The 20840-nt window shown below is 59.3% G+C and carries 14 protein-coding genes; 2 read left to right on the top strand and 12 right to left on the bottom strand.

The genetic code is table 11. The features are described 5' to 3' along the window. From VL547_RS19635 to VL547_RS19645, 3 genes are all read right to left on the bottom strand, one after another. Nucleotides 1-336, bottom strand: a 336-nt coding sequence (locus VL547_RS19635) for a glycoside hydrolase family 88 protein (RefSeq protein WP_325581108.1), incomplete at its 3' end; no start/stop codon positions are given. Nucleotides 337-347: 11 nt separating this feature from the next. Next, nucleotides 348-926, bottom strand: coding sequence for a hypothetical protein (locus VL547_RS19640; RefSeq protein ID WP_325581110.1), 579 nt, complete (start codon nt 924-926; stop codon nt 348-350). A 48-nt stretch (nt 927-974) separates the two neighbouring features. Continuing rightward, nucleotides 975-1721 carry a carboxypeptidase-like regulatory domain-containing protein gene (locus tag VL547_RS19645; RefSeq protein ID WP_325581112.1) on the bottom strand — a complete coding sequence of 249 codons (747 nt, stop codon included), beginning with the start codon at nt 1719-1721 and terminating at the stop codon, nt 975-977. Nucleotides 1722-1794: 73 nt separating this feature from the next. Between VL547_RS19645 and VL547_RS19650 the strand changes: the two genes are divergently transcribed. Beyond that, nucleotides 1795-3894: a PQQ-binding-like beta-propeller repeat protein gene (locus tag VL547_RS19650; protein WP_325581116.1), complete on the top strand. Its 2100-nt coding sequence runs from the start codon at nt 1795-1797 to the stop codon at nt 3892-3894. 86 nt (nt 3895-3980) lie between these two features. Continuing rightward, a complete protein-coding gene (locus tag VL547_RS19655) occupies nt 3981-6518 on the top strand; it encodes a YfhO family protein (protein WP_325581118.1) in 2538 nt (845 codons plus the stop codon). Here the strand turns inward: VL547_RS19655 and porV are convergent. The 9 genes from porV to VL547_RS19700 are packed head-to-tail and all read right to left on the bottom strand — an operon-like array spanning nt 6515 to nt 20839. Further along, the gene (gene porV, locus VL547_RS19660) at nt 6515-7594 is read right to left on the bottom strand and encodes a type IX secretion system outer membrane channel protein PorV (protein WP_325581120.1); all 1080 of its coding nucleotides are present in this window, start codon (nt 7592-7594) and stop codon (nt 6515-6517) included. The genes VL547_RS19655 and porV overlap by 4 nt on opposite strands. A 5-nt stretch (nt 7595-7599) precedes the next feature. After that, nucleotides 7600-10011: an MBG domain-containing protein gene (locus VL547_RS19665; RefSeq protein WP_325581122.1), complete on the bottom strand. Its 2412-nt coding sequence runs from the start codon at nt 10009-10011 to the stop codon at nt 7600-7602. Nucleotides 10012-10034: 23 nt separating this feature from the next. Next, nucleotides 10035-13319: a TonB-dependent receptor gene (locus VL547_RS19670; protein WP_325581124.1), complete on the bottom strand. Its 3285-nt coding sequence runs from the start codon at nt 13317-13319 to the stop codon at nt 10035-10037. Between the two features lie 12 nt (nt 13320-13331). After that, nucleotides 13332-14321, bottom strand: a complete 990-nt coding sequence (locus tag VL547_RS19675) for a fasciclin domain-containing protein (RefSeq protein WP_325581126.1) — start codon at nt 14319-14321, stop codon at nt 13332-13334. Between the two features lie 10 nt (nt 14322-14331). Further along, complete coding sequence (locus VL547_RS19680; protein ID WP_325581128.1) at nt 14332-15471, bottom strand: fasciclin domain-containing protein; 1140 nt, start codon at nt 15469-15471, stop codon at nt 14332-14334. A 5-nt stretch (nt 15472-15476) separates the two neighbouring features. Next, the gene (locus VL547_RS19685; protein WP_325581130.1) at nt 15477-16709 is read right to left on the bottom strand and encodes a fasciclin domain-containing protein; all 1233 of its coding nucleotides are present in this window, start codon (nt 16707-16709) and stop codon (nt 15477-15479) included. A gap of 13 nt (nt 16710-16722) precedes the next feature. Beyond that, complete coding sequence (locus VL547_RS19690) at nt 16723-17727, bottom strand: fasciclin domain-containing protein (protein WP_325581132.1); 1005 nt, start codon at nt 17725-17727, stop codon at nt 16723-16725. Nucleotides 17728-17738: 11 nt separating this feature from the next. Next, a complete protein-coding gene (locus tag VL547_RS19695) occupies nt 17739-19019 on the bottom strand; it encodes a hypothetical protein (protein WP_325581134.1) in 1281 nt (426 codons plus the stop codon). Then, nucleotides 19016-20839: a DUF4397 domain-containing protein gene (locus tag VL547_RS19700; RefSeq protein WP_325581136.1), complete on the bottom strand. Its 1824-nt coding sequence runs from the start codon at nt 20837-20839 to the stop codon at nt 19016-19018. Before VL547_RS19700 ends, VL547_RS19695 begins: the two co-directional genes overlap by 4 nt. Nucleotide 20840: the final 1 nt, after the last annotated feature.

Consider the following 20840-nt stretch of genomic DNA (forward strand, 5'->3'; position numbering starts at 1 on the left):
GTCGCCGGTGGCCTGCCAAAGAAAGAGGAGGCTCCGGCCCGTCTTGATGTTGTCCAGGCTGAAGTCCTCCTCTTTATAGCTGCGGATGCTGCCATCCGTTCCGATGTATGGATCGATGGTATGCCGGATGTAGTGGACATAGGCGCTGTCACGGGTGCGTTCCCGGAGCGCCCGCATGCCCTCGAGCACGACGCCCTGCTCGTAGTTCCAGTGGATCGGGCGACCGACCGTCATGGAGTCTTTCCAAAGGGTCATGGCGGTGAGCGCCACCTTGTCCTGGGCGCGCGGGGCGAGCGGTAACAGGAAGACGAGCAGCAAAACGCGGGCGTAGGGCATACGCCGTAAAACTACATCAATTTGAAGACGATCCCCACTTGCACGTTGGTGATGTCATACCCTGCTTCGGCATTGAACCCGAAATTCGGCGTGACATAATAGCTGGCGCCCACGAAAATGCCGGGGAAAGGCGTCACGGAGTTATGGTCGTAGGTACCACCCGCGCCATCGTCGTACTGATAGTGGCGGAAAGCCAACCCGGCGGAAACGCCTCCGTAGGTGTCCAGCCCCGGTACATTCCAGCCATTGTGCCAGGCGGCGCGGCCGGCCACGCCGATCATATGCGCCTTGTAGCCGTCATAGTTGTGGTACCCGCCATCGCCGAACGAGGCGCCGATCTCACCGCCCAGGGTGATCACACCCGGTCCCGCCTGCCAGATGCCGACTTCGACCGCGGCCTTTGTGCCGAACGGCGTGTTGTAATAATAATTCCCGTAATCCGCCCCCGTGCCTACGCCGAGGTTGAGGATCACTGTACCCGTTTGGACCGGGTTCTCACCGCCCCCTCCGTGCCGCTGTGCAGTCACCGCGGTGGCGCCGCCCAGGAGAGCGAACAAAAAGAGGGCTTTCATCAGACGTAATCTTTTCATAAATAAATAAGTATGTATTAGACCCGCCCGCAATTATTGTTCCAGATGTTAGAGATGGGAAGCCGAATCCGGCCGGGGGCGCCCCGGGGTATCCTTTTTTAGCTGAGTTGTATCGCGGTGGAATTGGGTGGTATCGCGGTGGAGCCCCTGCGCCAGCGAATCCTGTAGCGCGTGGTTGACCAGGTCCTCGTGGAGGGGCGGGAGGGGGCGCGACTTTTTCTTTTTGTTCCCGAAGAACTGGAGGAGGTTTACGCCTACGAGGTCCGGCACCTGGTTGCCCACCGCCTGGGCGTGGGCCTGTTGGGTCAGGGTCCGGTCGGCCTTTTCGGAGGCGTCCAGGGGCACGCCCTTGGCGATGATCTTTAAATCCTTGGGGTTTACATTTTTCTTGGCCGTCTCCTGGTCCTTGTCCCTGAACGCGGATGTCACGAAGTCATGCGAGAACTGCTCCTTGCTGGGGCGGTTGGTGATCGACAAGGACTCCAGGTAGGCCGTGTCCTGTTGGAGTATGATCACGTGGGCCTTGTTGTCCCCGGATTCGACGGTGAAGTGTTGGGCCAGGTACCCTACATTGGTGACGTCGATCTCCTGGCCTACCAGGGCGACCACCCCGAAACCGCCCTTTTCGTTGGTGATGGTTCCCCTTTTTGTCCCGCGGATAACGATACTGACCGCCGCCATGGGACGGAGGCTGTCCTTGGACAGCACGATCCCGTTGACCTCGACGATGGAATCTTGCTGTGCCCGGACAAGGAACGGAAGAGTGAGCAGTGAACAAAGCAGGATGAAGCGCATGCGGCAAGTTACCGCCCTTCCGGGGATCGGGGCGACCGTGACGCCGCTTTTAGAAAACAATTAACTTCCGTTTATGAAACCCCACCACTTGGTGTGCCTGGCACTGCTGTGCGCCTGCGGCCACCCCCAAACCACGGATTGGCCCGTATACGGCGGCGGAAAGGACGCCCGGCACTATTCCCCGCTGTCCCAGATCGATACGGCCAATGTCGGCCGCCTGGCGATAGCCTGGACCTATCACACCGGGGACGACGACAAGGGTACGCAGATACAGGTCAACGGGTTGGAAGCCGGGGGCGTCTTTTATGGCGTGTCGCCCAGGCTCCGGTTGTTCGCCCTCGACGCGGCCACCGGGCGTGTGCGCTGGGTCTTCGATCCCAAAGGGGTCGGGGAGTCTTCCCTGAGTGTTTGCCGGGGCGTGGCGTTGTATAAGGACGAGCGCGTGTTCTATTCGGCGGGGGCGCACCTTTTTTGCGTGGACGCCCATACCGGCCGGCTGATCCCGGATTTCGGACAAAACGGCATCCTTGACCTCCGCACCGGTCTCGACCGACCGGTCGACAAAGAGTACGTGGCGTCGACGACGCCGGGTATCATTTATAAAGACCTGCTCATCATCGGTTGCCGCGTAGACGAGACGACCCCGGCGGCGCCCGGTTCCATCCGCGCGTATGACGTCCATACGGGGCAGCGGCGCTGGATATTCCACACGATCCCGTGGCCGGGCGAACCGGGATACGACGCCTGGGCGGACACCGCGGCGTGGCGGCACGCCGGGGGCGCCAACGCCTGGGCGGGCTTCAGCCTCGACGAGGCTAACGGCATCGTTTATGCGCCGATCGGTTCGGCGAGCTACGACTTTTACGGGGGTAAGCGCAAGGGGGACGACCGCTATGCCAACTGCGTGCTGGCCCTGGACGCGGCAACGGGCAAAAGGATCTGGCACTTCCAAACGGTCCACCACGACCTGTGGGATCGCGACCTGCCCACCGCGCCGGTGCTGGTCGACATTCGTAAGGATAACGAACCGGTGGCGGCAGTGGCCCAAATCACGAAGAGCGGATTCGTCTTCCTGCTGGACCGGGCCACCGGCCAGCCCTTGTACCCCGTGCGCGAAGTCGCCGTCGATACCGTTTCGGAGCTGGCGGGGGAAAAACCGTGGCCCACACAGCCCTTCCCCACGTTCCTGCCGGCCTTCGCCCGGTCGGACGCCGGTGGCCAGGAAAAAAACGCGGTGGCCTCGGGCATCCTGAGATCGGGCGCCCCGGACGCGGACTCGCTGGCGCGCCGCTACGCGGGTTATCGCAAAGGGCTCTTTGTACCGCCCTCCCGGGAGGGCACCGTGATCTTCCCCGGTTTTGACGGCGGCGGCGAATGGGGCGGTCCGTCCTACGACCCCGCCACGGGATACCTTTACGTAAATGCCTGCGAGATGCCCTGGGTGCTCACAATGGTAGACGTGACACCGGAACCGCAAAAGACAAATGGGGAAGCGGGGAAAGCGCTCTACGTTGCCCGCTGCATGAGCTGTCACGGACCCGAACGCCAGGGGGGAGGTAACTACCCTTCGCTGCTCCGCGCACCGCGGGACTATACCTACGCGCGGTTCACGCGCCTGTTGGAGACGGGAAGGCGGATGATGCCGGCCTTCGCCGATCTGGACAGCGGCCAGCGCCAGGCCCTGGCTTCGGTCATCCTGGAGGACCGGAAGCTACAAAACCGGCCGTTTTCCGGAGGGAAACAACAGGTCGATGGCTACGACGCCATGCCCTTCACCTCGACGGGTTACAACAAATTCCTAAGCCGGGACGGTTACCCCGCCATAACGCCGCCGTGGGGCACGCTCACGGCGATCGACCTGAACCGGGGCCGGATCGTCTGGCGGGATACGCTCGGGGATACCCCGCTGGGACATACGGGGACCGAGAACTATGGGGGATCGGTGGTGACCGCGGGGGGACTGGTATTTATCGCGGCCACGCGGGACGCACGGTTGCGGGCGTATAACAAACGGGACGGGCGGTTGCTATGGGAGACCGCGCTCCCGGCCTGCGGTTTTGCGACGCCGACCGTGTACGCGGTCGACGGTAAGGAGTACCTGGTGATCGCCTGCGGCGGCGGGAAGCTCAACACGGCATCGGGGGACGCCTACGTGGCGTTCGCCCTTCCATAACAAAACCACAACAAATATGCTTTTGTAATATATCTTGCGCGCGAATGGCACAGGCACTGTTTTTGTTCAGAAACCAGTCAACAGGTATGCAACAGCTCGAATTTGATTGGAAGAAAGTGATTCCCCACGTCGTTGCCGTTACCCTTTTTATACTGATCGCGGTGGTGTATTGCCAGCCCTTGTTTTCCGGCAAGGTGCTCAACCAGGACGACGTCGCCGGTTGGATGGGCTCCGTCCGCCAGATGCAGCAATACAAGGCCGCCCACGGCCACTTCCCGCTTTGGAACAACAGCATGTTCGGCGGCATGCCCGCCTTCCAGACCGCCCTGGAATCGGGCAACCGGCTGTCGCTCGGCTGGCTGCACAATGTATGCACCCTTTTTCTCCCCGCCCCGGTGGCGTTCTTCTTTTTGCTGTGCGTGTCGTTCTATTTCCTGACCCAGGTACTTCGGATAAATCCCGGGATCGGCATCCTCGGCGCCCTGGCCTATGGGTACGCCAGCTTTAGCCCCATCCTCGTGGCGGCGGGTCACGAGACCGAAATCCAGGCCATGGGCTACGTACCCTTCCTCCTGGGCGCCCTGATCCTGCTGTATGACGGCCGGTATCGCTGGGGGACCCTGTTGGTGGCGCTTTTCAGCAGCCTCCTGGTCAGCCGGAACCATCCCCAGATCACGTATTACTTCCTGATCATCGCCGTGGCGGTGACCCTGGTCTATATCGTCCGCTGGATACGCGGAGGGCGCTTCAAAGCCATGGCGCTGTGCCTGCTGCTGGCGGGCGCGGCCGGGCTGCTGGGCGCGCTGACCAACGCCACTACCCTCTTCACGACCTACGACTATGCGCAGGAGTCCGCCCGGGGTACGGGATTACGCCTGGACGGCAACCCCTCGAGCCGGGAAGGGCTGTCGCCCGACTACGCCTTCCAATGGAGCTATGGCCGCGCGGAGACGCTCAGTCTGCTGGTCCCCAACGTTTACGGGGGCGCCAGCGAGTCCCTGGGCAAGGACTCCCGGCTCGCCCGGGCCCTGGAACGCCAGCACCTGCCCGACTGGGAATCCGACCAGTTCTTTACCGCCTTCAATGCCTACTGGGGCGACCAGCCGAGCACCACGGGACCGGTTTACCTGGGCGCCATCATCTGTTTCCTTTTCCTGTTCGGCAGCTTTTACGCCCGGACACCGCACAGGGCCTGGCTGGTCGGACTTACGGTACTGGCTATCCTCATGGCTTGGGGAAGACATTTCGCCTTCTTCAACGACTTCCTCTTTAGATACCTGCCTTTCTACAACCGCTTCCGGGTACCGTCGATGATCCTGGTTATTCCGCAATTGACCGCGCCGCTGCTGGCCTGTTTGGGGTTGCAAAGGCTGTTTTTCGGCGCCGCGGCCGGCGCCGCGTCGCCCGCATCGCCCGCGGAGCACGTGCTCCAGCGCCGTTTCAACAGCGCCCTCGTGGTGACGGGCGCGCTGCTGCTGGCGGGGGTGGCCCTGTACCTGACGCTGGATTACCAATCCGGGCAGGACCTTCAACGCGACCAGTACCTGACGCAAATCAACAAGGTGGACCCGGTGATCGGTAAATCATTCCTGACAGCGGCCTCCGAAGACCGGCAGGACCTGTTCGGGAGCGACTTGCTCCGGTCGGCGTTGTTTATCGCGGGCGCGGCAGGGCTCCTGGGCTGGTATATCCGCCGCCGTTTCCGGCCGGTATTTGCCATGGCCGGTCTGACGGTGCTGGTGTTCGCGGACCTGATGACGGTGGACACCCGCTACCTCAATTACAACAGCTACCTGGAAAAGGAACAGTCCGCGATGAGCATAAGCCCCACGGCGGCCGACGAGCAGATAAGCCGGGATACGGGATATTACCGGGTATTGAACCTGAGCGAGGGTCTCGATAACGCCTTCCAGGAGTCCGAAACCTCCTATTACCATAATTCACTCGGGGGCTACCACCCCGCGCGGCTCGCCCTGATCGAGGACCTCATCACGTACCAGCTCAACCGCCAGCCGCTCAACCAGGGCGTGCTGGATATGTTCAACACCCGGTACCTGATCATGCCCCAGCCGGCCTCCGCGGTTAGTTTCCCCGAGGCCCCCGCGCCGGCCCGCGACCCCATCGTGGTCCGGAACCCCGGCGCCATCGGCCCGGTCTGGTTCGTCCCCCGTTTGCACCGCGTCTCCGGACCAACCGAAGCCATGCACGACCTGGACCACTTCAACCCCTTCGACAGCGCGCTGGTGGAGGCAATGCCGCCGGTGGCGCCCCGGTACGCCCCGGGGGATAGCATCCGGCTCATAACCAACGACAACGACGATATTCTATATACCTCCGTCACGAAGAATCCCGAATTCGCGGTGTTTAGCGAGGTCTATTACTCCCGCGGCTGGAAGGCGTATATCGATAGCGTGGAGGCGCCCATCCAAAAAGTGGACTATGCGCTCCGCGGGTTGTCCATCCCCCCGGGACAGCACACGATCCGGTTCGCCTTCCGGCCGGCGGCTTTCTACCTGGGGGAAAAGATAGCGTCCTTCAGCACCTGGGCGATGCTGCTGCTGGTGGCGGGCGCCTTGGGTGGCGAACTGCGCAAACGACTCCGGGCGCGGCGCGCCGTGGCCTAAAAATCGAACGACACCCCGAATTTGACCGAATTGGACATAGGACTTTGGGTGGCGCCGCTTCCCTGGGGAGCGATGTAGGAGAAATCCAGGCCGGCGCTTTTGTAATGCAGCCCGAGACCGGCCGTCAGGTAGTGTTGCCCGCCCGCATCCGCCGTTTCCTTATAATAACCCGCCCGGACAAAGAAGAGGCGCTGGAACGCATATTCGGCACCGATTGAAAAATTGTAGGCGCTGTTGTCAAATCCGTGCACCCAGCTCTGCGGGATGCCATAGGCGTGGTAACGCACCAGGGCGGCCGAATCCGCAGGTACGGCGGGCACCAGCAGCTTACCCGCGTCCACCCCCGCCTGTATCCGGTTGTCCTCATCCAAAACAAAGGTGTAAGCCAGACCCAACCCCATATGCGCGGGGAGGAAATCCTTTTCTCCCTCGCTGTAGCCGACCTTGGTGCCCAGGTTGGACAACGCAAACCCGGCGGACAAGCCTTGCCCGTCTGCGTTGAGTCCCTGGTAGTACAGCGACAAGTCCGCGCACACCGCCGTCCCGGTATGGTAGTCGGTGCCGTTTACATTCCCGCTGACGAGACTGGAATTGAGGTAACGGAACGTCACGCCGATACCGAGCCGTTCGGACAGCTTCCTGGAATAACCCAGCTCGGCCGAGTACTCCCGCGGATGCGCGGTTTGGAGATGCGTGCCCGAATAATCGGTCACCTCCACATCCCCCAGGTTAAAGAACCGGACGGCGGCGGACAACGCCTGGAGCGTGTCGAAGCGATGATACCCCGCCGCCTCCGCGAAATACATCCCGCTGGCCAGGTTCGTCAGCCAGGGCGTGTAATTGAGCCCGAGACCGGACCGCGCCTCCGTAAAGGGCGTTTTGGCAAGGTTGAACAAACCGGACTGCGCGTCCGGGCTCGTGGCCAGTCCGAGATTTCCCATGCCGCCGCTCCGGGTATCGGGGTCGATCCGCAGGGAGGAAGCGGCGGCGGTGACGACTTGCGCGCTGGCTGAAGTCAGGACAGACAACAGACAGGCGAGCGCGATACTGGATTTTATAAAATGAGATTTGTTCATATTATTTACTGTTTACTGATCTTGGTGCTGAGCTTCATGTTGTCACCCACTACGCGGACGATGTATACGCCGGCGGGCAGGTCGGTCACCGGGAGGGTGAACTGATTAAAGCCCTGGTTCAAAGAGACTGCGTTGTTGAGCAGGGGCCTGCCGGTGACGTCGAAAAGCTGGATGACCCCGTTTTGCGCGGCCATGGCATAGACATTCACCTGGAGGCTCGTGGGGCTGCTGAAAAAGGTTTGGAGGCTGTTCTCCTTGTCCCCTCCGACCGGGGTGATGTTCAGGGTACCGGAGACGTACGACAGCGTATAGTTGTCCGGCGTCAGGACCGCCCCTCCCCCATTGATGATATAGACACCGGGATAAGCGCCGGGCGCGGCGGTGGTCGTCAGCACGGGTTTGGTCGTCACCAGCGAGGTATCCTCACCGTAGACAAAACCGGAATAGGTCACGGTGAAGGGCGGATAGGGCTGTAAATAAACGCTGGTGGCGTTGTTGACGGTAATAGTCAGGATGGCCTGATTCACCGTGAAGGCAAAGCTCGACTGGGTGCCCGCCCAGTCGGCATCCCCCGCCTGGTTCACGGTGAGCACCGTGGTCCCCGCCCCCGTGATGTGGATCTTTTGGTCGGTGGTAATCGTGGCCACCTGGGGGTTGCTGCTGGCGTAGGTGACAGGCAGACCGGAGCTCGCTGTTGCCAGGGCGGTATCCTGCTGGCCGTAGGTCACGACAGAATCCGGCATGGAGATGTGCTGGAGCAGACCGATCACGGTGAGCACGCCCGGTGCGTAGGTAATGGTATAATTGGGATCGGCGGCGCCGCTGGCGGTAATGGGATAGGTACCCTGGAGGGAATTGGTATCCGCGGTCGTGACAAGGGTGGGCGTATCGGTCAGGCTGCCCGCGCTGTCCCCGTTCACAAAGCCGGTATAGACCGCCCTGAATACCGGGTTGGGCTGGTCCTGGTTCTTGGTCGTGTCACCGGCCTTGATCACCAGCGGGACCGGCGCCACCGTCAGCGCCCGTGTCGCCGAAACCGAGTCATAGGTAGGGTCCCCGCTTTGGATGGCCGTGATGTTGGCGGTCCCCGCGCCTATGATCTTGATCAGGTTGCCGGACCGGACCGCTACCTGGGGATTGTCGCTGGTATAGATGACCGGCAGGCCGGAGCTGGCCACCGCGCCCCCGTCGAAGGGCGCATCGCCGTAGTTTTTGGACAGGTCGCCAAAGGTCATGGTCTGAGGGGTGGTCCCGATGACGTGTGTCGCGAGCAATGTGGAAAGGTAGGGGCTGCCCCCGACGACATTGGGATTGAACGATTCCACATCCGTATAGGTACCCGTCGAAAGGTCATAGTTGAATAGGGTACCACCGGAATAATAGGTCCCCCCATAGTCCGTCGTTCCCACCAGGGAATTCCCGGTGCCCATGATGTTGCTCTGGGGGTAATAGCCGCCGGTGCCTTCGTTGGAGAATAAATACAGGGGCGTGACCTGGTCCGCGACGGGGTCGAAAGAAAACAGCTCGCCAACCTGGTCGACCAGGCCGCCACCGGATGTGACACCGTACAAAGCGCCCTTAAAAAGGGTGATCCCCACCGGGTAATCCCCATGGAAGTCGTCGAAATCGAACCGGTCCTGATAGGTATTGGTCGCCGGATCGAAGGAGAAAATCAATCCCACGCCGTTAACACCCGCATACTGGCCAACCCCGTAAAGCAGGTTATTGTATACGACCAGGGAGCCGTCGTTGCCGTTGTACCCCGGATCAAGATCGGACGCATCATAGAGGTCCGTATAGGTGTTGGTCGCCGGATCGAACGAAAAGATGACGCCGTTGACGTTGGCGCCCCCGGCGGCCATCCCGTAGAGCTTGCCCTTATACCAGGTCAGCGAGCCCAGGGGAGACTGCCCGGTCTGGGCGGCCATGTCGTAGACATCGGCGAACGTATGGGTCTTTGTATTGTAGGAGAAGATCGTTCCCACGCTGTTGGCTCCTCCCTGCGAGGCGGTCCCGTACAGGATACCTGTCGTGGAATCGACGGCCAGCTTCCCGGAAGGATTGGCGCCGCCCGTGAAGAAGTCGAAGCTGTACAACAGGGTGAATACCCCCGTGGTCTGGTTGTAAGAAAACAGGCCGCCGTTACCGGTGGGGCCGCCGCCCACAAGGACACCATACAGGATACCATTGTACACGGTCAGGCTGCCCGCACCCGAACCCTCGTTAAAATAATTGAAAACGTGGACTGATTGGATAGGCCCCCCCTCCGGAAAGGTATAGAAAATACTGCCGCCGGAAGCGCCGCCAGGGCCGCCGTTGGAAGTGGTCCCCCAGACGGTATCTATTTGGGCATGGGAGGCCAGGGATATTCCTTGAAAGGCCGCCAGGCAGATCAGAAGGATAAGACGAAAGCGCATGGTCATCAGGTTAAATGGTAAGTTTAAAACGAATACCGTACTCCCAGCTGCATCTGGTAGCGGGAATCGAAGTAGTCCACGGAATAGGGCTTGCCCGGGTTTTGAAACTGGTAGATCGGGTACCCCTGCGACGTCTGCGTCGGGATATAGGGCTGCAAGCCTATGCTCGCGGTGGAGTTATAGGTGTTGGGGGAGAAATAAACCCAGCCCCACTTCTTGTCCAGCAGGTTCGTGACGTTGATGATGTCCAGCGTAAGGGTTATGATCTGCCGGTGCTTGACCCCCAGCCCGATGTCCTGGGCGAAGTGGAAGTCCGCCGTGTTGTTCCAGGGCGTTCGCGCCCCGTTCCTTTCGGTATAGGTCCCCCGGCGGCTGCTCAGGTACTTGTTGCCGTCGATAAAGGCGTTAAAGGCGTCCGCCTGCTGCTGGGCGGAAACGGGGTTGCCGTTCGCGTCCGTCGTGTTCTGGAAGAAGTTGACGGCCTCGCCCTTGTTGGGGATATACGCCAGGCTCAGCTGCTGGGGCGTATTCTGGATGGTATAGTTCAGGAAACCGTAAGAATAGGGATTGCCGGATTGGGCGCTGAAGAAAACGGAAAACGTGCTGACCATGTTGCCGCCCCAATGCAGCCGGTAGGTGATGTCGGACACGATCCGGTGCCGGATGTCGAAATTGGAGTTGGCCAGCTGCGGGTTGTTTGGATTCAGGGCCTGGTTGAGCTGGAAGTTCGATTCCATCGAGTTACGCACCCCGTTCGAAATATCCTCCGAGTGTCCGTAGGTGTACGCCACCATCACGTCCAGCCCGCCGCTGAACTTCTTGCTCACCTTGGCGGTCAGGCTGTACCGGTAGCCGAGCGCCGTATTGGACATCTCGTAGGCATTGGCGTAGTAAGGGTTGACGCCGCCCGAGGGGAAAATGGGCTGCTTCTTCAGGCGGGCCGCCGTGTCGTATACGTAGTAAGAAGGATTGTCCTGGATGTTGATTTGCTGGAATTTCACGTCTTTGATGACCTGCGTGTAGATGCCTTCGAAGGAATATTTGATCCCGAACTTATCCGTGACATCGAGGGCGAGGCTCGTGCGCCACTCCTGCGGCATGACGAAGCGGTTGTCGACCAGGTCCGCCTGGCTTTTACCCGCCTGGGGATTGGTTACGAGCTGTCCGTTGGCGGCGGCAAAAGGCGCGATCCCCTGTTGCGGATCGAACTTCAGCGGATCGGTGCCTTTGGCGAACTGGGACGTACCGTTGATGACGTTCTGGTCATAGGCGCCATACGTGTCCCCGTTGTTGTAAAAGGCATAGCCCAGCCAGGCGAACGGAATACGGCCGGTAAAGATGCCCGTGCCCCCGCGGACCACCACGCTTTTATCCCCATTTATGTCGTAGTTGAAACCCAACCTTGGGGACACCTGTATCCTGCCCAGGTAGTTGCCGGTGATCCGGTTCATGGACGTATAGGTATAGGTGGTCCCGTAATAAGGATCGGTAAAACCCGACCTCGTCTTTTCGCTCAGGATCTGCTTTTGCGGCACGTCGGAATAATCGCCCCGGAAACCCACCGTCACCTTGAACTTGTCCGTGAGCTGCATCTCGTCCTGGAGATAGGCGCTGAAAAAATTGATTTTGAACACCGCCCCGGGGTGCGCCAGGATATAGGGACGGGTATTATCGATATAGTTGTAGCTCCCGCGTACCCGGGTAGGGTTGTCCGTCAGGAAGTCGTGTATGCTGGGGTAGGAAACACGCCCGTTCCAGGAGTTCACAAAACCGTAGTCGATGTTGTAAAGCTCGTTGTGGGTCCCCAAAAGGAGGTGGTGCTTGCCCAGGTTCCAGCTCAGGTTGTCGGTCAGCTCCATGGTCTTTTGCTTCATGTTGAAGATGCTGGCCTCCCTATCCGTACCCAGGAAGATGGTCGTACCCGGCGTATTCCCCACGATTTCCACCTGGGGAAAAGCGGGGTCGGACGTAGGATTGCGCTGGTCGTGGATGGCGGTATACCCGGCGATGGCGTCGTTGAACCAACGCCGGGCAAAACGTGTCTTCAGCTCCGCCACGGTAGAGGTTTGTGTGTTGACGACCTGGTAGGCAATGCTCCCGAAGCGGAAATCCTCCTGGTCCCTTTCCAGGTTGAGGGCCTGGGAGGAAATGGTGTTGTTGCGGATGACCAGCTGGCTATGGCTGTCCAGGTTCCAGTCCAGGCGGTTGAAGAATTTGTTGGAGTTGGAGTAAATATTGTACTGTCCATAGGTACCAGGGTCTTCTTTTAGTCCATAATTTTTTACCATGTAGTTCCGGATACTGTCGGCTTGCGGGAGGGTGAGGATACCCGACGACGCCTGGGTCCCTGCTTCCTGTTGGATGGGGTCCACGCGGCGGGTGATCTCTTCGTTGGTAAAGAAGAATATTTTGTCTTTCACCACGGGAAACCCGATCCGGGCCCCGACCTGGTAGGTGTGATAGTCGGACGGCATCTTCGCCCCGTCGTTGGCGTTGTCCGGGCCGGTGGTCAGCGCGTTCCCGCCATAGGCGTAGATGGAGCCGCTGACCCGGTTGGTTCCGCTCCGGGTGACCGCATTGACGCTACCGCCGGTGAAGTTGCCCAGAGTAACGTCGAATGGCGCCACATAGACCTGCATGTCCTCGATGGCGTCCAGGGAAATGGGCGTGGTCCGGGTGCTGCTGCCGGGCATGTTGGAGGTCCCGGTCTGTCCCCCCAGCGAAGGGGTGAACCCAATGGCGTCGTTGTTGATGGCCCCGTCGATGGTGACGTTGTTGTAGCGGAAATTGGTCCCCTCGAAAGAATTGTCCTTCGACGACTGGGGGACCATCCGCGTGATGTCGGTGATGCTCCGGGAAACCGTGGGCATGTCCCTGACCTGCTCCCGGCTGATGTTTTGCCCGGCCCCGTAGATGTTGGCCACCGGGGCCCTTTTGCCCGCCAGCACAACAACCTCGGATAACTGGACCTTTTTTTCCGTCATGCTCACGTTGACGCTCACGGCGTCCCCCAGGGTCACCTGGATCGAATCCCGGACCTGAGTCTCCATACCGGTATAGCTTACCTGCATCTGGTAGGGACCGCCGATGCGGAGACCGGGAATGTAATAATTCCCCGTCCGGTTGGTCGTGGTCGTGTACCGGGTGCCCGAAGGCTGGTGAATGACCACCACCGTCGCGCCCGCCAGGGCTTCTTTGTCGTTAAAGACGACCCGGCCCTGCAAAGCCCCGCTCGTTTCCTGGGCGGAGGCGGTGGAACAGAGCCCGAGGAAAACGGCAAGAACGGCGATATAATAACGGATATGCATAATGTCTGTTGTTTAGGGATGAATGACCTGGTCTATTTCCTGGATCACGCCGTTCGTGGCAAGGATGTTTGACCGGATGATGTGCGGGGGGACCAGGGACGGACCGCCTGAAACGCTGGAGGGGTAGTTTTCAAGGATCGTAAGCCCATCCTTGCCAACGGCAAGATTCTCGAACTGCACGAATTCCGCCTGCGAGTAATAGCTGTTGCCCGTGGTCTCGAACCCGCCCAGGAAATCGGCCGTAAAGTCAAATCCGTTAAGGACCGGAGCCTCGAAATCCATATAGAGGGTACCGGGATCGACCTGCGTCACGGAAGAGAGCGTAGGATAGATATACGCCATGAACGCGTCGTTCGTCGGCGCGAAAACGGTAACACCGGGCCGCGTCCCAAAATGGTAGTAATTGTTGGGCTGATTGCCGAAGATGGTCTGGAACTGGGGTACCTGGTTGGCCACCGCGGCATAGAAACTCAATTCCGGAAGGCTGTCGAGGATTTGCAATACCGTCTGGGTGGGCGCAAAATTGACGCTCCCGATGTTCAGCACCACGCCGTCCCCCAGTTCCACTTGCGAGGTCACCTGGATGCCATTGATGAAGAGGCCGTAATAATTTTTGACGATAAAGGGTTTGTACGCGGTGTCCACGGACGTGACCTGCTCGGTCAGAAACCCGACCAGGTCCTGGCTGCTGAACTTCCCGGTCAGCATGTTGTATTGCAGCAGCAGGCTAAGCGCCTGGGGGTCGTATGCCTTGATCTTGTCCATGGTCAGCCCGACGGCTGCAAAAGCCGAATCCGTGGGGCAAAAGAACGTGAACGGCCCCCCGCTGGCAAAGACCGTGTCCAGGTTGCAGCGCGCTATGGCCGCATTCAGGATCGTGAGCTGGGGCGCCTGCGCGATGTATTGCAAAATCGTCTGTGTATTGGTGGTGTTGAGCACGGTGCCCGTCTTTTTGCACGAGACCGACAAAATGCTTAAGCCTATGATGAGAATTCGTTTCATTTTCATGTTTTTATTGGATCAGGGCGCCTTCGATCGTATGAACTATTCCATTCTGAGCGGTCAGATCGGCCCCATCCTTATTATAGGAATTGGTCGTGAAGAAGTATTCGTCGTCGATGCCGGCCAGATATATTCCATTGAGCAGGTTGCCATTCCCGGCAAAGGTCGGCTGCAAGGTCCCCGTCCCCATCTCCTGCGACAGAAAGGGCAGCGACCCGTAGGGGTAATAGCTCATGGTGAATTTCACGACGTTCCCGTCCAGCATGGTCAGTGGGAGCGTATCCGTCGGGTTCGCCAGCTGCCGGATAAAATCATGGAGGAAAAACCGGCCGGGGAGAATATAGTACTTCAGTAAATTGGTGAGCTTGACCGGGTCCGCCGCCAGGACACTGTCCAGGCAGCTCATATTGACACCCAGGTTGTATCCCCCCGAGAAATAAGCATTGGTAAAGGAGCCGTTGACGGGCGCCAGCACCGTGAAAGGTCCCGCTCCTTTTAACAGGGTATCCAGGTGGGCCCGTTGCAGCGCGGCCGCGAAAAAGGTAAGGTTGGTGTCGTTCTGTATCTGCTGGAGCACCGTCGGGTACGGGTTCGGGTAGGGCACCGCGCCGGCGACCACCTGTATAAGCCCGTTCGTCGCGGGGTTGTCGACGCTGATCACCGGTTGTCCGTCCACCGCGGACAGGGTGTCGCCGGCCGCATCGAGATAACGGGTTATATAATGCGTGCGTCCGGTAACGGACAGCACTTCCTGGTTCATGCCCAGGGGCAGGCTCCGGAGGGAAATCCGGCCCTTCAGCAAGTCATACCCGACCGATGCCGACAAGGTGAGCCCATCCCTGACCTCTGCGGCCTCGTAGTCGGCCAGTCCCCCGGCTTGTTGCGTGAAATTTCCATAGTACCCCGCATAAGCATCGTTATTCGGCAACAACACCGTGTAAGGCCCCGTATCGTACAGCGTGTCCACCCAACCGGTCTGCTGCAGGGCGGCGTAGAAGTCGCTGAAGGTGGCATTGTTGTTCATGACGAACGGAATGCTCCCCAGGTAAATGCTGTCCGCTACCGGGTCATTGACCAGCTTCTTGGTGCAGGAGCTGCTACCGCCCCAAAAGGCCGCGCCAATCAACAAAAGACATAGTACTTTTCGCATGAATCTTAATTATGTGGATAAAACAATTGATCGACCTCGTATACCACGCCGTTAGCCCCCATAAAGACACCGGCGGGGGAAAAAGGCAGCGAGACCGCGGGAACCGTCGGGTTCCATTGCACCGAAAGCGTACCGCCGTTGTTCGAGAACTGGCTGTACACCGGTACCGTGTTCGGATAGGCCTGCGTTAGTGACCGGTAGGCCTGCCGATAAAAGGGATTAGTGTTCATCCATCCGTCGTTGCGCGCCGGTGAGTACAGCAAATCCTGGTAGAATGCTATGCTTTGGCCGGGGTTGTTCAAATAATGGAGCTTGAGTACGCTGTCCATCGCATTATAATTGTAGAGGGTTGCCTGGTAAGGGTAGGCCGGCAAGGAGACGTACCTGGTAGTGGGAATGGAGCCGTTTATATACTGTCGCAGATCATCGGCCGTGTTGAATCCCGCCCTGGCGAAAGCGTCATTGGTCGGCGCCAGCAAGGTCACCAATGACGTGGTGGTGGGCTCGCCATAGTTTTGGATCGGGATAAATGGAAGGGTTTCAAATAGCACACTGTCCGGGTCTTCAGGAAAATTAAAGGCGGTGTTCATGCTGTCTATAAGCCAGCTGGCCTCGATGTACATGCTCAGCTCCGGTCTGGACGTGAGGATGCTCCATACCGACCGGGTGGGCGGCTCGAGCACCTTGTTCACCGGGTACACCCAACCGTTGCTGGCTTCCAGGGGTGCCTCCCCCTTATTGGCGGGTAGGCCGTTGACGTACAAAACGTCCCTTTGCGATACATACAGGTGCAAATTCATGGTCGCGGCCGCGAGCTGACCAAAGTAATCGATGGCTTGTCCCGTGGTTACCACCAGGCTGTTCAGCTGCACCGTCAGCGTGTCATTTTTCAGGACCGAGTCCGGATACAAGCCCGGGTAAATGTGATACCCGATGAGCTTGTACAGGGAATCGAGGGAAAGCGAATTGATCACCGAGCTCGTCAGTCCAGCCGCCGTCATCGCGGAGTCGCTGGGCGCGAACACCGTGTAGAACGAATACGAGCTATCCAGGTTCGCCCGGACAACCGCCTGGTAGAAGAGGGAAAATGAACCGTTCCGTAAGGTATTCCGGATATTGGCGGCGGTATCCCTGATCCCCTTGACCGCTACGGGCAGGGGCGCATCCAGGCTTTTGGTGCAGGAACCCAGCAGCGCCAGGACGAGTAAAAGGGTAAGGCTGTATAGCGTATTGCGCATAAGATTATTTTAATTATTTGATCTGCTGTCCTGGTACCCAAAGCAACCCATCTATGCCCTGGACGACGCCGTTGAGGGTAATGGCGTTTTCGTCTGTCCAGGTCGTGGGTTCGGGAGAACCGATACCGGGGATATAAAAATTGCCGGGATCAACGAGCCCACCCGTCCCGTTGTTGGAGTACAGGCTCCAGCTGTACACGTTGTTGATGGTATAGTAGCTTTGGAAGTTGCCCACGCCGATATCGGGAAAATCGGTGATGAATATTCGGCTGGGGGTGGACACGTAGACGCTGAACAGGTTGACGTAATAGGTATTCGTATCCATCCGGGCCACGCTGTCAGGGGTGATGTGGTAATAGGCGAAGGAGTTGTTATCGGGCGCGAAAACGGTGACGGGTCCCGGCCCGGAAAGCTGGTCCCACAGGCCGAAGTTCTTGAGCGCGGTGACAAAGACGCTGTATTGCGCGTTGGCCGCCAGGTAGGCCTGTACCGAAGCCACCGGCAGCCGGAGCGGGCGGTTCAGCACCTGGATCGTCCCGTTGCTGACCGATATATCCGGCGTATTCACGGTGTCGCCGTTGATGTGCAGGATCTCGTCGATCCCCGCGGTCTGGCGCTGGGCGGGACCCGGGATGGGCCGGGAAAAGTACAACGTCTGCCCGGTCACGCTCAGGTAGGGATTGTTGACCGTCTGGGAAACGGAGGCTACCGTAATATTCCCGGGGACGATGTGATAGCCGATCCACCGACGCAGGTAGCCCGTGTCCAATTTGTCCAGGTCGGCCGTGCTGAAGATGCTGTCCCTGCCAAAGGCGTCGTTATCGGGCACCAGCAGGGTGTAGGCCGTTTGCCCGGCTATCACCTGGTTCAGACCGGTTTTTTTCAGCGCATAATCGAACAGGCTGAAGGCATAGTTGCTCTCCAGGTTGCTGACCAGGGTCTGGTGGATCGTCCCGAGCGAAGGCGAAATCACTTCCGTCTTCGTGCAGGAGGCGGCGGCCAGCCCTATGAGAATCATCCAATATTTTTTCATCGGTTTGTCGTATTATAGAATGCAGGCTGAATGCGCATAAAATAGATCGTATTGTACACGATCTCCAGGACGTTCACGCAAGGGTACGCCCGTATGGTGCCGGTAAAATTCGAAAAGAGGCTCATGCTGGCCTGGAACTGCGTCTGGTTGTTGTGGGCCGATATGCCCTGGTTGGTCACGCTGTTGAGCAGATAAGGCTGCACATCGTTGATCAGGGCCGGGTCGAGGTCGAAATCGACTTCTATCGGGTTAAGGCTGAAGCCTCCCGAGAGATTGGCGTTGGTAAAGTACAAGTGGATGTTGGGCAGGGTGCCGTAGGTCGAATTACCCTGGCCGTAACCGTAATACTTCCGGAATATCCCCTGCTCGTCGTAATTATAGCTGTTGGGCAATATGGGCAGCGGTAAGTATTGCGTCGTCGTGGCCATCGTGCCATTCAGGGTCGTCAGGAGTGCGTTGTTAAAGCCCGGCACCGGGAGGTAAAAGCTTCCGCTGGAGCTGCCATTGGCATTGTTGGAAATGTCATCGAAATAGTAATAGGTGCAATTCACGTCCATGGAATCCGGGTAAGAACCGGTCGCGGCCGGGTTGATGGCCGATGGCTTTCCGGACAGGTTGAAAAGCCCCACGTACATATTGGAATCGCTGAAACTCTGGTGGATGAACTGCTCCTGGCGCAGGTAAGCCCCATACAGGTTGCTGTCCAGGTTTTTGGCCACCGCCTCCAGGGTATACACTTCTCCGGCTTGCAGGTCGATGGTGGTGTCGATCACGATGGACTTCCGGATGGTGCCGGACAAGCTGGCGAAGGGGGTATCGGTCTGGGGACGGCTTATAAATAATACCCGGTGTTTGCCCGAAGGCACCTGGGCCCACGCCGACAAGTCGAATCCATTGATGGGCGGGGCGGCCAGCACGTGGGCCTCGCCCGGGTACTCGTAATTGATGGCGGTTTTGACGGCGGTATCCAGGGAAGCGTTGAGGCCGTTGCCCTCGTTGATCGAATAAGAGGTGCAATACAATTGCCGGGTGCCCAGGAAGTCCCCCACGATGGCGCCGCCCTTCGGTATCCCCTGGGCATCCATCTGGGGATCGAACAGGAAGGTGAAAAAGGGCGTGGTCCCCGCCGAGTTAAAAGGAGTGAGCGCAAAGGGTATCACGTTGAACACCCGGAGATAGGCGGGGGCGCCACCGCTCAATGTGGCCGGCCCTTCGGCGTATTTGCGGCACGCTACCAAGAGCAGCAGGGCCGGAACGATTGCGAAATATTTTTTCATTTGTTATGTTTCAATATCACGAGGCGGGCTGCATCCTGCGACGAGGTGGCGGAATAATAACGGCCAATCAGCGCCGTGGTGTAGATGCCGGGCTCTGATTGCGGCATGAATCCGGGTGTTGGATATAAGGCCGGGTTGGCTATGTAGGCCGACCCCAATAAGGGCGCTACACCCGATAAGATCGTTCCCGGTGCGACGGCGTCGGCGCCGGATTGGGACTGGAACACCCGGATCTTGGTCGGGGGAAAGGGCGCGATGTTCGGGATAAAACCGTTGCTGGGATTTCCCACCGGGCCGAACCCGCATTTATACGAAAAGATGATGAACGGCTCCGTGGGCGCTGTAAAGCCCGGGGACAGGTTGATCGAGGCGTCGGCGTAGCTGACGCTGTCGCCATATCCCACGTTGGGGTTCCCGCCAGCGGTGAACAGGGTGCCGTCATTCGTGAACGTTGCGTAGGGAACATCCGGCGTAAGGTTCAGGAACCGCGTCTGCCAGGCATACGGCGTGCTGAGCACGCGGATCGAACCGTTGGTGCCGTCGTCCACCGGCGGTACGATCGGGGGATAGCCGCTCTGCCCTATGAATACGGTCCCGGTCGAATTGGTCTGGTACAGGGTGGAGGTCATATCGGTGTTGGCGAAACAGATGTCCGGCTCACCGGAGGGGTTCTGGTACACCCAAGCGGTGTAATTGTCATAGGGTGAAAGCGTAAGCGACCTGGTCGCGAGCACGGTACCTTCCCCGTTCAGCACCTGCACCTGGTGCGTTCCCTGGACATAGATGCCGTAATCGCTGTGCCCGGCGTAGGGCAATTGTCCGCCCAGGGGCTGACCGTCCACCGTGACCGTCACGGGAACCGTCGGGAGCGCGTTAAACGCGTCCACGCGGGCAAACGTCGTATTGAGCCCGGGGCTTTGTTCCGTGACGATCCGGTAGGCGTTGTAGGGCCAGGGCACGGGAGGCGTAGCGTAGCTGCACGCCTGGAATATCCCGATGTTCTGGGTAATGACGATGCTGTAGGTGGCGCCGGGCTTGAAGGTCCGTACCCGGGGGAAGATACCCTCCTGTATTTCAGGGGTAGGCGTAGCGCAGCTGTTGAAGTTCGCCAGCACGGGCAGCTCCGCCAGCTCCTTGGTGTAGTCGTTGTCGGCGAAGAGCCGGAACATGTAGGCGCCATAGGGCAGCTCCACGTAGTCGGAGGTACCCCCGGGGGGGATGTTACCGAGACCCGGAACGGGGCTGCCGTCGGCGTAGGTTACCGTCACCGGGCCTTGCAGGTTGTTCGGATCGGTGGCGGCGCCCTGGTTGATGATCCGGATCTTGAAGTTCTGAGGCTGGGAGGGCGCGGCCGTGTTGCGGGGTACCCGTAGCAGGTGGCCGGTGGCCAGCGCATAGTAGTCGTAGGGATTGAGCGGGTCGTCGATAACCGTCGTATCTATGGACGCGAGCGAAAAGGAGGAAGCGCTGTAGGTTGAATTAAGGGTTAAAGGCGGTGTGGAGATCAGGATGTGCACCTTCCTGTCCTTGGCAACGAGGCTGTTGGGCACAAAGAACGGGTTGCCGTTGTCTTCGCTCAGCCAGCTCCCGCCGGGAAAAAGGCTTAGACCCGCCTGGGTGCCCTGGGCCGCAGTCTGGCCATAGGCGGTAAGGGGAATATTGTTGACCGTGACGTCCAGGTTGTAGTTGTAAAAGTTGAACAGCCGGACGCTGGAGTTGGTAGCTACCTCGTCGCCGGTGGGGTTCAGGAGGGTATCGATCTTGGTTTTGGCGCAGCCGGTAAGTACGAGTGTCGCGAGTATAAAAAGCTTGGGTCTCATG

The sequence above is a fragment of the Dinghuibacter sp. genome (assembly GCF_035492835.1).
Lineage (GTDB): Bacteria > Bacteroidota > Bacteroidia > Chitinophagales > Chitinophagaceae > Dinghuibacter.